14 protein-coding genes are annotated in these 14328 nt (G+C 58.8%); 4 read left to right on the top strand and 10 right to left on the bottom strand.

Translation table 11 applies throughout. The features are described 5' to 3' along the window. Nucleotides 1-98 precede the first annotated feature (98 nt). Nucleotides 99-1082, top strand: coding sequence for a helix-turn-helix transcriptional regulator (locus tag HXW73_RS04200; RefSeq protein ID WP_186255041.1), 984 nt, complete (start codon nt 99-101; stop codon nt 1080-1082). 31 nt (nt 1083-1113) lie between these two features. On the opposite strand, the gene bluB is transcribed toward HXW73_RS04200, so the two are convergent. From bluB to HXW73_RS04165, 7 genes are all read right to left on the bottom strand, one after another. Continuing rightward, nucleotides 1114-1791: a 5,6-dimethylbenzimidazole synthase gene (gene bluB, locus HXW73_RS04195; protein WP_186255040.1), complete on the bottom strand. Its 678-nt coding sequence runs from the start codon at nt 1789-1791 to the stop codon at nt 1114-1116. A 36-nt stretch (nt 1792-1827) separates the two neighbouring features. Continuing rightward, nucleotides 1828-2253, bottom strand: coding sequence for a GNAT family N-acetyltransferase (locus HXW73_RS04190; protein ID WP_186255039.1), 426 nt, complete (start codon nt 2251-2253; stop codon nt 1828-1830). A 104-nt stretch (nt 2254-2357) separates the two neighbouring features. Further along, nucleotides 2358-3716 (bottom strand): N-succinylarginine dihydrolase, encoded by a 1359-nt coding sequence (gene astB, locus HXW73_RS04185; protein ID WP_186255038.1) that lies wholly within the window; start codon nt 3714-3716, stop codon nt 2358-2360. Next, nucleotides 3713-5185, bottom strand: a complete 1473-nt coding sequence (gene astD / locus HXW73_RS04180) for a succinylglutamate-semialdehyde dehydrogenase (protein WP_186255037.1) — start codon at nt 5183-5185, stop codon at nt 3713-3715. The genes astB and astD overlap by 4 nt, the downstream gene beginning before the upstream one ends. A gap of 24 nt (nt 5186-5209) precedes the next feature. Further along, nucleotides 5210-6241, bottom strand: coding sequence for an arginine N-succinyltransferase (astA, locus tag HXW73_RS04175; protein WP_186255036.1), 1032 nt, complete (start codon nt 6239-6241; stop codon nt 5210-5212). Beyond that, on the bottom strand, nt 6241-7320 hold the full coding sequence (locus HXW73_RS04170) for an arginine N-succinyltransferase (RefSeq protein WP_186255035.1): 1080 nt from the start codon (nt 7318-7320) through the stop codon (nt 6241-6243). The genes astA and HXW73_RS04170 overlap by 1 nt, the downstream gene beginning before the upstream one ends. Before the next feature lie 47 nt (nt 7321-7367). Further along, a complete protein-coding gene (locus tag HXW73_RS04165) occupies nt 7368-8582 on the bottom strand; it encodes an aspartate aminotransferase family protein (RefSeq protein ID WP_186255034.1) in 1215 nt (404 codons plus the stop codon). 321 nt (nt 8583-8903) lie between these two features. Between HXW73_RS04165 and HXW73_RS04160 the strand changes: the two genes are divergently transcribed. Together HXW73_RS04160 and HXW73_RS04155 are read left to right on the top strand one after the other, a co-directional pair. Beyond that, nucleotides 8904-9944: a C45 family autoproteolytic acyltransferase/hydolase gene (locus HXW73_RS04160; RefSeq protein WP_186255033.1), complete on the top strand. Its 1041-nt coding sequence runs from the start codon at nt 8904-8906 to the stop codon at nt 9942-9944. Nucleotides 9945-10144: 200 nt separating this feature from the next. Then, entirely contained in the window at nt 10145-10939 is a 795-nt protein-coding gene (locus HXW73_RS04155) for an SDR family NAD(P)-dependent oxidoreductase (protein ID WP_186255032.1), read from the top strand. Between the two features lie 19 nt (nt 10940-10958). On the opposite strand, the gene HXW73_RS04150 is transcribed toward HXW73_RS04155, so the two are convergent. Further along, nucleotides 10959-11936, bottom strand: a complete 978-nt coding sequence (locus tag HXW73_RS04150; RefSeq protein ID WP_186255031.1) for a GlxA family transcriptional regulator — start codon at nt 11934-11936, stop codon at nt 10959-10961. A gap of 170 nt (nt 11937-12106) precedes the next feature. Then, nucleotides 12107-13312 (bottom strand): enoyl-ACP reductase FabV, encoded by a 1206-nt coding sequence (gene fabV / locus HXW73_RS04145; protein ID WP_186255030.1) that lies wholly within the window; start codon nt 13310-13312, stop codon nt 12107-12109. A gap of 144 nt (nt 13313-13456) precedes the next feature. Here fabV and HXW73_RS04140 point away from each other — a divergent pair, with 144 nt between their 5' ends. After that, a complete protein-coding gene (locus tag HXW73_RS04140; RefSeq protein WP_186255904.1) occupies nt 13457-13840 on the top strand; it encodes a DUF7079 family protein in 384 nt (127 codons plus the stop codon). Here HXW73_RS04140 and HXW73_RS04135 read toward each other — a convergent pair. After that, nucleotides 13837-14322 carry a glutathione peroxidase gene (locus tag HXW73_RS04135; protein ID WP_186255029.1) on the bottom strand — a complete coding sequence of 162 codons (486 nt, stop codon included), beginning with the start codon at nt 14320-14322 and terminating at the stop codon, nt 13837-13839. The two genes, HXW73_RS04140 and HXW73_RS04135, sit on opposite strands and share 4 nt — an antisense overlap. Nucleotides 14323-14328 lie beyond the last annotated feature (6 nt).

Here is a 14328-nt window from a genome sequence, read left to right as displayed (position 1 = left end):
CAGATTAGTGGGTTAATAGGTGAGAATCCGTCCTAAATAAACGCAACAATGCTTTTTTTCTGCGAGACTTTAAAAACGGCTTCTTGAGGAAGATGGCGATGGCAGGACCCACAACGCGCGTGCTTGCTGTACTTGAGTTGTTGCAGGCTCATGGCCAAATGGGCGGCGCAGAGTTGGCCGAACGCCTGGAAGTGGATCGGCGCACTATCCGACGTTACATTACGACGCTGGAAGACATAGGTGTACCGATAGTGACCGAGCAAGGCCGCTACGGTGGTTATCGATTGGTGGCAGGTTTCAAACTGCCACCCATGATGTTTACCGATGAAGAGACTTTCGCGGTTTCTCTGGGCTTATTGGCCGCCAGCCAACTGGGCCTGTCGAACGCAGCGCCCGCCATTGCCAGCGTGCAAGCGAAGCTCGAGCGGGTGATGCCAGCGAATTTAAAAAAACGCGTGCGTAGTATCAGTGAGACCACTCAGGTGTTCTTACCCCGGCGTGAACCCAGCCGTGATGACCGTGCACTTGAGACACTGACTAAAGCCACTGAAGCCATGCGAGCCGTCGGGCTTATCTACCATTCCCCGCGGCACGATCCAATTGCACGTCGGATCGACCCCTACGGACTCGTTTTCCAACAAGGCCGGTGGTATGCCGTTGGTTTTTGCCATCTGAGGGGAGCCATGCGCTCGTTTAGGCTGGATCGTATCAGTGGTGTGCGCTTACTCGATGATACCTTCACACGCCCCGCTCACTTCAATGCAGCCGATTTTTTGAGCGAAAGCCTCATGTCCTGGGGCCCAACTCATGAAGTATCACTGGTGCTACACATTGATCGTGCCGCGTACGCTTACTTTGAGAACCATTTTTTCTGTACAGGTCCGTTCGAAGAAGTTGAAGGTGGATTACTACTCAACACCCGAACCGACAGCTTCGAGTGGTTTGTTTATTGGCTGGCACAGCTCCCGTTTCGATTTACTGTCCTCAAGCCGGATGGCCTTAAAGAGGCACTTCACGAACACGCCAACCATTTACTAGCCAGTTGCGCGTGCACATCATCTTATCCAATCGATACGCCCTGATACTGCCTAAAGCTGGCTAATAGCAACAGCTTCAAACACCACCACTAAATGATTGCCCCCACTTATCGCCATGCACGAGTTCGCTTAAAGGCAGACGAGAGCGCCAGCCTTTGGCCTCAAGCTCCGGCTGGTCTAAAAATTCGCTTACATAGCCAAGGCAGAGATACGCCAGCGGATAAACGTGCTCAGGCAGATTCAGGACCGTGCTTAGCTGCGTCTGATCGAGAATACTCACCCAACCAACGCCAATGCCTTCCGCCCGCGCAGCAAGCCAGAGGTTTTGCACGGCCAGACAAGTGCTGAACAGGTCGGTATCGACAATGCTATTGCGCCCCAGCACATGAGGGCCGCCACGGCTTCGGTCGCAGGTAATACAGAGATTGAGCGGGCTTTCCATAATCCCTTGCAGCTTAAGGCTGCGATAATGCGCTTTACGCTCGCCTTCAAAGCGCTCGGCAGCCTTCTGGTTCTCCTGTTCGAACAACGCCAGCACCGATTCCCTGACGTTGCGACTTTCAATCACGATGAAATCCCATGGCTGCATAAACCCCACAGAAGGCGCATGATGCGCGGCTTCCAACAGGCGGGTCAGCACTTCCAGGGGAATCTGGTCGGGCAGAAATTGCGAGCGCACATCGCGCCGCTCATGAATGGCGCGGTAGAGCCCACGCCGCTCAGCATCGGAAAAAGATGGGTTAGAAGTGGTCATTGTGCTGGCCGGGCCTTTTGCTGATCGGTTTTATCGCTAAAGAATACTACGCTCCATGTAATGTATCCCTTCTTCGGTTTTGCAAACGCGAAACCCCATACGTTCGTATAAAGCAATTGCCGGGTTTATAGAAAATACACGGAGTCGAATTAAGCGAATGCCCGCTTGCTGGGCAATGTCCATTGTGTAACGGATTGCCGTTGCGCCTAGGCCTTGGCGCTGCCAGTTCTGATCAATTTGTAGCTCTCGAATATAGTAGGCGTTTGCATCGTGATTTAAGCACAGCAGCCCCACTCGTGAAGCGTTCATGACCAGTTCGTAGCTGTCTAAAACACCCCACTGTTTATCGAACAGGTCGGTATCCCAGTGCATATCCAACTGCTTATAGTAGCCAGACATATTCTGACGAATGATGCTTTCCGCAAACTCTTTGTCGTCAGTTCGGCGAATAATGGCTTCCATAGACGTATCTCTGGGCTTCAGTTACCTGAGATATCTTGGACTTATAGAAGGCAAAACGCCAAGGCATTGTCTTGGCGTTTTGGTTTCCAGCTTAGCTTAAGCCCCTACCCCAACTGAAACGGGTAAACAGATCCAATGTTTAGCAACCGGGTTAGCTCATCCAATGCTGCTAATGACTCGTCCGCGAGCTGCGGGTCTTTGAGGTCGTCCACAGCCAGCCGGTCGCGATAATGGCGATTCACCCAAGCGGTTAGGTCATAATAAAGCGCATCAGTGAGCAGCACGCGGCCATTAAGTGCTTCGCGTTCGGCGTCCGTTAGCACCACCCGCAGGCGCAGGCAGGCGGGGCCGCCGCCGTTGCGCATGCTCTGCTTGACGTCTTTGACGACCACGTCGCTAATGGGGTTATTGCCCGCCAGCAGGTAGTCCTGGATGGTGCGCCACACCGCTTCGCGCTCCTGGCATTCGCCGGGCACGACCAGGGTCATGGTGCCGTCCGGGTTGGAGAGCAACTGCGAGTTGAACAGATACGAGGCTACCGCATCTTCCATGCTCACCGCTTCCAAGGGTACGCGCACGGGAATCAGCGGCGTGGCCATTTTGGCGCGCAGCTCATCCAGGGAGCCCTCTTCGTCCAGAAAGGCCATTTCGTGGTAGAGCAGTACGGGACCATTGCCCACGGCAATCACATCATTATGGAAGACGCCCGCGTCTATGGCGTCCGGGTGCTGCTGGGCAAACACCGTTTGCGCCTCCGTTAACCCGTGCTGACGCGCCACCGCCTGGCTGGCTTCCAGGGTTTGCCGAGCAGGATAACGCTTGGGTTCGCGCTCGCCGCTACGCACGTCACCAAACGCCTGGCGACCATAGACAAACAGATGTACGCCCGGTTCGCCGTACTCGCCGCAAAGCCGGGTATGATTGGCCGCGCCTTCATCGGAAAAGGCAGGCGTGGCAGGCAGCACCGGATGATGGGCAAAGTGCTGCTCGTTGTGGAAAATTGCCTGCAGCACGCGACCGGTGGTTTGTGGTTCCAGGTAGCGGTGAAAGCTGGACTGCAGGTTGGCCGGGGTGAAATGTACCCGACTGTCCAGCGCATCCATGCTTGGCGTAATTGTCCCCGCGTTCGCCGTCCACATACTGGACGCCGAGCAGACTGCCCGCAGTAGCTGAGGGGCCTCGTTGGCAGCGCGGGCCAGCACCTCGCTATCGCTGCCGCTAAAACCCAAATCGCGCAGTGCGCCAATATCCGGGCGCTGCTGGGGTGGCAGCACACCCTGGGCATAGCCCGCATCCATCAGCGACTTCATCTTTAAAAGCCCCTGCAGCGCGCCCTCTTTGGGGTTGGACACCAAGCCACCGTGGCTCATGGAAGCGACATTCCCCATCGCCAACCCCGAGTAGTTATGGGTCGGGCCGACCAGCCCGTCGAAATTGACTTCCCTGGCGTCGACGGCACTCACAGGCTGACTCCTGGTGGCAGGGTCTCGGGCATCTCCAGAGTGTCGGCTTCCATGGACGCCACGGGGTAAGCGCAGTAATCCGCAGCATAGTAGGCGCTGGGACGATGGTTGCCACTATCACCCACACCGCCGAAAGGTGCGTCGCCGGAGGCGCCGGTGGTTTGGCGGTTCCAGTTAACAATCCCGGCACGAATGCGCAGCAGGAAGTCGTCCCAATCGGCTTGATCGCCGCCAATCAACCCGGCGGAAAGCCCGTAACGGGTATTGTTGGCCAACGTCAGCGCTTCATCCCAATCGCTGTAGCGATGGATTTTCAGCAGCGGACCAAAGTGCTCCTCGTCGGGCACGTCCAAGCCAGTCACGTCGATCAGCGCGGGGCTTAACAGACTGGTACCTTCTTCCAGGCGCTGCATGCGGTTGATCACCGTGCCGCCCATGGATTCCAGTTCATCCTGGGCCTTGAGCAGGCCATCCGCGGCCGCTACGCTCACCAGCCCACCAAAGAACGGCGCGGGCTCTTCTTCAAATTGCCCGGCCACGTGCAGCTTGGCGATAGCGTCAGACAGCGCGTCGATCAGCCTGTCACCGACGTCGCCCTGGGGCACCATCAAGCGCCGCGCGCAGGTACAGCGCTGGCCGCCGGAAAGAAACGCCGACTGCAGAATGCTCAGCACCGCGGCACGCTCGTCGTCGACGTCTTTCACCACCAGCGGGTTGTTGCCGCCCAGCTCCAGCGCCAAAATTTTATCCAGTTGACCGGCAAACTGCTGGTGGAGCATGCCGCCCACCTTGGCACTGCCGGTAAACAGCAGGCCATCAATATCGGGGTTGCCTGCCAACGCCTGGCCGACCGGCACACCGCCCTGGACCAGGTTGATAACACCTGCGGGCAGACCGGCTTCCAGCCAGCACTGCAGGGTTAAATCGGCTGTCAGCGGTGTCTGGTCACTGGGCTTGAAGATCACGGTGTTTCCCGCCAACAGCGCGGGCACCATATGGCCGTTGGGCAGGTGGCCAGGGAAATTGTAGGGACCAAACACCGCCATCACGCCGTGGGGGCGGTGGCGCAGCACGGCTTTGGCGCTGCCGACGGCTTTTTCCCGTTCGCCGGTGCGCTCATGGTAAGCCTTGAATGAAAGCGCCACTTTACCGATCATTGCGCCCACTTCGGTGCGCGCTTCCCAGAGCGGCTTGCCGGTCTCGGAGGCAATGGCGACGGCCAGTGCTTCGCGGCGGGCGGTCAGCACCTCGACAAAACCCTCGACCAGCGCCTGACGTTCGGCAAAAGACGTGCGCGCCCAGCCAGGAAAGGCGCTCCGTGCGGCGTTGACAGCCGAGGCCACCTGCTCCCCGGAGGCTTCTGCCCCCTGCCAAAGCAGCGACCCGGAAACCGGATCGAACTTGGTCAAGGTGGTCGCTTCGCCGGCTACCCAGGCGCCATTGATCAGTTGCTGCTGTTGGGCGTGCATAAAAAACTCTCCTGTAAACATCGCCTAGGTCTCGAGTAGCCGCAGGTGATCACCGGTGGTGACATTCAAACGCTGCGCTTCGGCTTCACTCAGCACAATAGTGTTGTCGTCGGTGGGGGCACGGCCTATCCAGCTAGCGGTAAAGCTGAGCATATGGGTGGTCGCGGCAAGCCAGCGGCTGACGCTTTCTTGCGGCGCGCTTTTGGCCACTTCCACTTGGCAGAGCCGTGAGTTGCGGACGGCGCGCACATCGTCGACGTAAGCTTCCACCGTGGGGCCACCGTCGAAAATATCGATATAGCCTTCCCAACGCAGCCCCTCTTTTCTGAGCATTTCCATGGCCGGACGCGTATGCCGGTGCACCTGCCCGATGCAGGCCCGCGCGTCTTCTGACATAAAGGTGGTGTAGATCGGAAACTTGGGCATCAGCTCGCCGATAAAACTCTTTTGCCCGAGGCCAGTCAGGCGGTCGGCCTCGTTGAAATCCATGGGGAAAAAGTGTTTGCCCAGGCTTTCCCAGAAGGGGCTTGTGTTGTGCTCGTCAAATACACCGCGCATTTCCGCCAGCACCTTATCGGGGAAACGGTCGCGAAACTGGGCAATGAACAGCCAGCGCGCTTTCGAGAGCAGCGCGCCGTTGCGCAAATGTTTGTTGGCTTCGCCGCGGTATTCCGGGCGCAGAAACAGCGAGCACACCTCGGCATCGCCGGTATGGTCGGAGCTTAAAAACAGCGTGTCGATGGTGCGGTGCAAGTCCAGCTGTATGGATGAGTGCGCCAGCGTGCCCAGTCGGTAATTGTAGAACGGCACTTCGCGACCGACCTGGCCCTCGATAGCGCAGCAGCCGGCGAGCTCGCCGTTGTCTTCGTCTTCTAAAACGAAGAAATACAGCCGGTCATCCACCGGGGTGCGCTCTTCAAAGGCGCGGGCGGCGGCTTCAATCTTGCCGGCCAGAAACTCGCGGTTGTCCGGCAACGAGGTAAACCCCACACCGGCCTGCTGCGCAAGCGCCTGGAGCCCATCCAAATCATCCCGGGCAATGGGTCGAATGCGCATTACATTTCTCCTTCATCGAGCGCATCAACCGCGCTCGGCAAGGTTAACGGCGCGGCGAGCACCGCGCGGCCTTCTTCGACGCCCAGGCGCTCGGCATGCTCGGGAGACAGCATCAACTGACCCGTGGGCGACAGCGCATAGCGCGCCACGATGCAACGAAAGCCACCCAACTTCTGGTTGGCAATCATGGCGGGTTCCGCGTCAGGAAGCGCGTGCTCAGGGCGGACCCGGACTGGGTGCCACGCCGCCGAGCGGAAGGTTTCCAGCCGCTCGCGTTCGGTTTTGACAATCGGCCCGGCGTCGAAAATATCCACATGACGCGAGCGAACAAAGCCCTCTGCCAGCATCTCTTCCAGCGCCTCTTCGTGGGCCGGGTGCTCGCGGCCAATCGCCGCCCTTGCCTGGGGCGTCAATAACGGTAGATAGAGGGGAAACTGGGGCATGACCTCGGCGATAAAGCTTTTTGAGCGTACCCCGGCGATGTGATTCATCTCCTGGAAGCTGCGGGCGAAAAAGTGCCGCCCCACGCTCTCCCAGAAAGGCGATTCGCTGCGCGTATCCAGGTAGCCAGGGAAGGCCACCGCCAGAATGCGCGAAAACCGCTCAGGATACTGGGCGATAAACATCAGTCGCGCCCGGCGTAACAGGCTTTCGGCACTGGTGCCCTTGTAGCGCGGATTAAGTGAAAAGGCACACAGCAGAGTGGCATCCGAGACTTCATGGGAAAGCGCTAACGTCTGCACTTCACGGCGGACGTTCAACTGCTGAGACGCATGAATCAGCGTTTCCTGGCGGTAGGTGTAATAGGCCTCGTTGGCCCCCGCCTGAGCGCGAATGGTCGCCGTTCCCAGCACTTCACTGTCGGTGTCGTCTGCCAGCGCAATGTTTTCAAGCACAAAGGTGTAATGCTCGTCGCCAGGATGCTCCACCTCGCCGCTGAAGGCGGACTCGGAGCGCGCAATGCGCTCTTCAAGCCGCTCACGGTTGGCGGGTAGATTGGTGAGCTTGGGCACTGCGTGCTCGGCCAACTGCTCCAGCGCCGACAGGTCGGCCATTTTCACCGGTCGAATTACCAGCATCCTCAACGCTCCCTCTTCAGTTGAGACGGTTGCTGCTACGGCTTCACTCATGCGACTGCAACTAACCGTTCAATCGCGCGTTCCAGGCGAGCCATGCCTTCGGCGATATCCGCTTCGGGGATGACCAGGGAAGGCGCCATGCGCAGCACATTGGGCCCGGCAATCAGCGCCATCAACCCCTCTTCAATCGCCAGCGGCAGAATGTCTTTGGCACGCCCTTCATAAGCATCAGACATCTGTGCGCCTATCAGCAGGCCCATACCGCGAATCTCTTTAAACACGCCGTGCTTGCGATTGATGGTTTCCAGATGCTCACGAAACAGGTCATGACGGTTTTTGACCCCCTCAAGCACCTCGGGGGTATCGATAAACTCGACCGCCGCCAGTGCAACCGCCGATGCCAGCGCATTGCCGCCGTAGGTGGAGCCGTGGGTACCGATGACCAGCGATTTAGCCACCGCATCAGTCGCCAGCATTGCCCCCACAGGAAAGCCGCCACCCAGGGATTTGGCGCTGGTGAGAATATCCGGCGTAATGCCGTAATTCTTGTAGGCATAGAGTTCGCCGCTACGACCAACGCCCGTTTGCACTTCATCAAAAATCAGTAGCGCATTGTGCTCGTCGCACAGGTCGCGCAACCCTTGGAGGAATGCCTGGGTGCCGGGCACGATGCCGCCCTCGCCCTGCATGGGCTCGACCATAATCGCGCAGGTATCATCGCCGACCAGCTTGCGCACGCTTTCCAGATCATTGTAGTCGGCATGCAGGATGCCACCGGGCACCGGGCCAAAGCCCTGTGAATACTTGGGCTGACCGCCGACGCTTACCGTGAAGAACGTACGCCCGTGAAAGGACTGACGAAACGAGATGATTTTATCCTTGTGCTCGCCGTGGTTATCCACTGCCCAGCGGCGCGCCAGTTTCAGCGCAGCTTCGTTGGCTTCACCGCCGGAGGAGCATAAAAACACCTTGTCGGCGAAGGTGCGATCGACCAGCGCCTTGGCCAGGTTCAGCGCTGGCTCGTTGGTGAAAACGTTGGAAAGGTGCCACAGTTTTTCACCCTGCTCTTTTAGTGCAACGACCAGCACCGGATGGCAGTGCCCCAGAGAGTTGACCGCGATGCCCCCGGCAAAATCGATATACTCGCGCCCCTGTTGGTCCCACAAGCGGCTACCTTCACCCCGCACTGGAATGACCTGCTGCGGGGCGTAATTGGGCGCCATGTAGTGATCGAAATCCTGACGGCTTGGGGTGTGGCTCATGAGACGCTACCTCCAGTGGGGTAATGGAATGAAAACAGTATAAGGGGCCGAATAGGGTAACTGCTTTCAGCAATGGGACGGCAAATTATGAATAGCGGCGTTTAGCCAGCGTCGCTATCCTCTGTAACACGTTATATTCGTCCTTGCTCATCTCACGATCTCAGTGGCATATGACGACGCCACGGCGTTAACGCAAGTGAGCGTTTGGATGCCGCTATAAACTTGAAAAAAGCTATTTTTCGCTGCCTATCCAAGCACACCTGCACTTCAACGCTGTTCGCGGTAGGCTTGAGTGAATCGCCTTCCCGAGGAGCACCCCGCATGCTAGACGTCACCCACCTGCGTGGTAGCCGCCATGCCATCGGCCTGGCCCATGGCCAGCGCCACGCCGCACAGATTCAGCGCAGCATTGAGGTCTATGACCGGCTGTTTCAAGACTTTGTAGGCCTCGACTGGGCCGCCGCCCGGCAGGTGGCACGGCGCTTTATGCCGGCTATCGAGCGCGGCTTTCCGGCGATCCTGGATGAGCTCGAGGGCATTGCCGAGGGCGCTGGCCTGCATCGCGACGACATCCTCACCCTCAACTGCCGCAGCGAGATCTCGCTAACCCAAGCCAGCGGCGGCTGTTCCGCCTTTTCGATCTACCAGCAAGGCCAACATTGGCTGGCCCAGAACTGGGACTGGCGCGCCGACCAGCTCGACAACGTGGTGGTACTGCACATAGAGGGCGACGACGCGCCGCCGCTTGTTAGCGTCGGCGAAGCCGGGATGCTGGCCAAGATCGGCCTCAATGCCCACGGCCTCGGCGTGTGTCTCAACGCCATCCGCTCGCAGACCTGCGGCGATGGCCTGCCGATCCACATCGCCCTGCGCAAGATTCTCGAGAGCGACGGTTTCAACAGCGCCCAGCGCATCGTCGCGGAGGACCGCGTCGCCTCGCCGGCGCACTTTCTGGTCGCCAGTGCTGCAGGCCAGGCCGCCGGCTTCGAGGTCCAGCCCGGGCCGCCGGGGGTACTCAAGCCCAGCGGCGGGAGGGTGATCCACACCAACCACCTCTGCGCCGCGGCCGCCACCGCCTGTGTCACCGACTTCCCCAAGCCCGACTCCCATGTGCGCCTGCGCCGCCTCGATGAGCTGCTCGACCCACCGCCCAAGGCCAGCGTCAGCGCGCTGTTCGACGTACTGAGCGACCACCACAATGCACCCATGTCGATCTGCAAGCACACCGACTTAAACCTGCCCGAGACCGAGCGTATGGAGACCCTGTTCGCGGTGGTGATGGCCCTCGACGAGCGCACCCTGCACCTGCGCCACGGCTACCCCTGCAAGGCACGGCAGTCGCTGAGCATCACGCTCGACTAGCGGCGCGAGGCAAGATGCGGCTCAAACAACACCGCCTGTTCTTTTTCAGTCCAGGCTCATCAATGAGCTAGGTACATTGAAGAACGCTTCCCTTGAAGAACGCCGTAAGAGCCCCATACTCATTAGCAAGCTATAGAATCATGCGCTATGTCGTTCAGCGTAGCGAGCTACCAACACTCAGGAAGAGAGGAGCACAACGTATGCAGATTGATTTAAGCGGCAAGCACGCCATTATTACCGGCTCGACAGCCGGCATCGGCTTTGCGATTGCCCAGGGCTTGGCCAATGCAGGTGCCGATGTGGTCATCACCGGGCGCACCCAGGCACGGATTGACGAGGCCATTGCGGCTATCAAGAAAGACGTTCCCAACGCCAAGGCGACGGGCGTGGCCGCTGACTTGGGCACCGCTGAAGGCTGCCAGACACTGATCGAGCAACAGCCCAGCACCGATATCTTGATCAACAACGTCGGCATCTTCGGCCCACAGGACTTTTTTGAGGTCGACGACGCCACCTGGCAACAGTTCTTCGACGTCAATATCATGAGCGCCGTGCGCCTTTCGCGCCATTACGCCCAGGGAATGCGTGAGCGCAACTGGGGTCGCATCCAGTTTCTGTCCAGTGAATCGGGCATTAACATCCCCAGCGAAATGGTCCATTACGGCATGACCAAATCGGCACTGCTGTCGGTATCGCGGGGGCTTGCCAAGGTATTGAGCGGCACTCAGGTGACCGTCAATGCGATTCTGCCGGGGCCGACCCGCTCAGAGGGCGTGCTCAACATGATTCGTGAAATGGCTGAAAAAGAAGGCACTTCCCAGCAGGAAGTGGAAGCGCGTTTTGTGCAGGAAAATCGCCCATCGTCGATCATCCAGCGGCTGGCAACACCCGAGGAAGTCGCCAGCATGAGCGTCTATGCGGCCTCTCCCCAAGCCAGCGCCACCACCGGTGCCGCCCTGCGCGTGGAAGGTGGCATTGTGGATACGTTAACCTAATCCATCTAACCTTACCTTTCTAACCCAGGCGCTCTTCCCTCGGCGTCATGCCGAAATGGTGGCGGTAGGCGGTTGAAAAATGCGCCCCTGAAGAAAAGCCGGTGGCAAAGGCAATATCGCCTACCGCAAGGTCGCTTTCGCGTAGCTGTTTGCGCGCCTCTTGCAAACGCAAATCAAGATAGTAGCGGCTGGGCACCGCCTGCAGGTACTTCTTGAAAAGCCGCTCCAACTGTCGCCGGGAAATTCCCAGATGCTCGGCAAGCTCCAGGGTAGAGAGCGGCTCCTCGATATTGGCTTCCATCAGCGTCACGGCATCCACCAGGCTTTGCGGCGCGTGGCCCAAACGGCTGCGCAACGGTACATGCTGGCGCTCGTCCGCCATGCGAATACGGTCGCACACAAACTGTTCCGAAACCTGCTCGGCCAGGCGGGCGCCGTGATGCTGACCGATCAGCGTCAGCATCATGTCCATCGCCGCCGTACCGCCCGCGCAGGAAAGCCGGTCGCGGTCAATTTCAAACAGCTGCTGGGAAAGCGTTACTTGCGGGTAGGCCTGGGAAAAGGCGTCGAAGCGCTGCCAGGGCAGTGTTGCGCGGTAACCTTCCAGCAGTCCGCAGCGCGCCAGCACTTCGGTGCCACCCGCCAGCCCTCCCAGCATCACGCCGCGCCCTACGTATCCCCGCAGCCATTCATTGAGCTTGGCGGGCAGCGCATAAGGCAGCGGCGTAGGGGCGCAGATCAGCAATAAATCAAGCGGCCCAGGCGTGCTTGCTAACGTATGCTGCGCAAGCACGGAAAGCTGCGCGCCGCTACGGACGGATTCGTCGTCCATGCTTAGCGTGACGGTGTGGTAAAGCATCTGCCCGCTGAGCTGGTTGGCCATTTGCAAAGGTTCCAGCGCGCTGGCATGCGCCAGCATCGAAAACCCAGGCAGCAGCACAAACGCTACCCGCCGTCGCGACGCGGCATTGGGGGAGTTGACCGGGTTATGCTGCATGGAAAACCGCCGTGACGAAAACAAACCGACATCTTAACCAATTGCCTGGGTAAAGGCAGTGGCCGCGTCGCGGTAAACAAAACATGGCGTATAAATGCAAAAACGCCGAGCTCCAAGGCCCGGCGTTTCATAACGCTTAGCGGTCATATCGCCAATTAACGACAACCGGCTTATAAGTTGACCACATCGAAGTCGACCATCGGATCGACATCGGCGTCGTAATCAACATCGTCACGCTCGAAGCCAAACAGCTTCAGAAAGTCGTGTTTATAGCCCGCGTAGTCGGTGATCTCGAACAGGTTATCGGTGGTCACTTCCGACCACAGGTCCTGGCAGGCCTTCTGGATATCGTTGCGCAATTCCCAGTCATCCAGGCGCAGGCGGCCCACTTCGTCGGTGGCCATCTCACCGCCTTGCGGAGCATAGAGACGCTCGCCGAACAAGCGGTTAAGCTGATCGATCGTGCCCTCGTGGACGCCCTGCTCTTTCATGATGCGATACACCATGGCGATATACAGCGGCATTACCGGGATCGCCGCGCTCGCCTGGGTGACCACCGACTTGAGGACCGCCACATTGGCACCCCCACCGGTCTCTTTCAGCTTGGCATCGATAGCCGCTGCGGCTCGGTCCAGGTCTTCCTTGGCCCTGCCCAGCGCACCGTGCCAGTAGATCGGCCAGGTGATTTCAGTGCCGATATAGCTGAACGCCACGCTGCGCGCGCCCTTGGCCAGCACGCCGGCCTGGTCCAGCGCCTCCATCCACAGTTCCCAATCTTCGCCGCCCATCACGGTGATGGTGTCGTCGATCTCCTGCTGGGTCGCGGGTTCCACTTCGGCTTCGATGATGGCGTCTTTGTTGGTGTCGATCGCGGTGGCGCGGTAGGTTTCGCCAATCGGCTTGAGGCTTGAGCGCTTGAGTTCGCCACTATCCGGCAGTTTGCGCACCGGTGAGGCCAGCGAGTAGACCACCAGGTCGACTTCACCCATGTCCTGCTTGATCAGTTCAATGGCTTTTTCCCGCGCTTCATGGGAGAACGCATCGCCGTTGATCGACTTGCTGTAAAGGCCTTCCTGCTTGGCGAATTTGTCAAACGCGGCGCTGTTGTACCAGCCCGCTGTGCCAGGCTTTTTGTCAGTCGCCGGCTTTTCAAAGAACACGCCCAGGGTATCTGCGCCGTAGCCAAAGGCCGCGGTAATCCGTGCAGCCAGGCCGTAACCGCTGGAAGCCCCGATCACCAGCACTTTTTTAGGACCGGCGTTCTTGTCCAAACCGCGTGCGCGGGTCGCTTCAATCTGCTCGCGAACGTTTTGCTCGCAGCCGACCGGGTGGGTGGTCGTGCAAATAAAGCCGCGTACTTTGGGTTTAATAATCAAAGGGAACCTCGCTTTCAAAATAACGTGTTTAGCTCATCAGTGACACTATTCTAGCGGTCTCGAGCGGCGCTGTCCGCTATTGAGCTTATGGACCTTTCACGTCAGGATATTGTTTTATCCCTGACCGCCCACGAGGCTTTGTTAATGAACGCACAGCAGCTAGTCGATGAACGTGGCGATTTATGGTTGGCACTGGCCCCGTTATGGCTAGACCGCGAGCCAAGTGAACGCGATTACGCACGTATGGTCGAGGTCGTTCAGCGCTACGATATGACCTTTAAAGAGCTTGAGTGGATGTTCCGCCTGGAGATGGCGCCAGTTATGGCCCGCCACCAACTGTCCATTGCCAGTGAATGGCGTGAGTTCAACGACCGCAAACTGATGCAGCAACTGGTCAGCCACAACCTGCGTTTGACAGGCTGGCGGCGCAAAAGCTGGGCCCTGTTTTCAGGACTGACGACCATGATGGTCCGCCATCGTTGGAACGAACTGATGAACCGGGTGATGGTCGCCCGCGGCGAGACTTAAACCTCGTCGAGTGCGCGTTCCAGACGTAGCCGTAACGAGCGACCATGATCCCGGGGGCCAAAGCGCGCAATGACCTTGCCATCACGCCCGACCAGGAATTTTGTGAAATTCCATTTGATCATTGTCGTGCCCAACACGCCGGGTGCTTCGCGCTTGAGAAGCACGAACAACGGATGAGCGTCACCGCCGTTAACCCGCACTTTTTCCATGAGCGGAAACGTGACGCCATATTGCTGCTCGCCAAAGGTACAAAAGGCATCAGCGCTTTCCGGTGACTGTTTGCCAAACTGGTCGCAGGGAAACCCCAACACCGTGAAGCCGCGATCCCGATAGCGCTGGTAAAGCATTTCCAGCTCTTTAAGCTGCGGGGTATAGCCACAGCGGCTGGCGACGTTGACGACCAGCAACACCTGCCCCTGCAACGCCCGCAGGTTAAACGGCTGCCCCATGTGGTTATAACAATCCTGATCGTACAGTGTCATCTGCCG

Origin of the sequence: Halomonas sp. SH5A2, from assembly GCF_014263395.1 — a bacterium.
GTDB lineage: Bacteria > Pseudomonadota > Gammaproteobacteria > Pseudomonadales > Halomonadaceae > Vreelandella.
The sequence above is the reverse complement of the archived record's forward strand: the minus strand, read 5'-3'. Positions and strand labels throughout refer to the sequence as shown.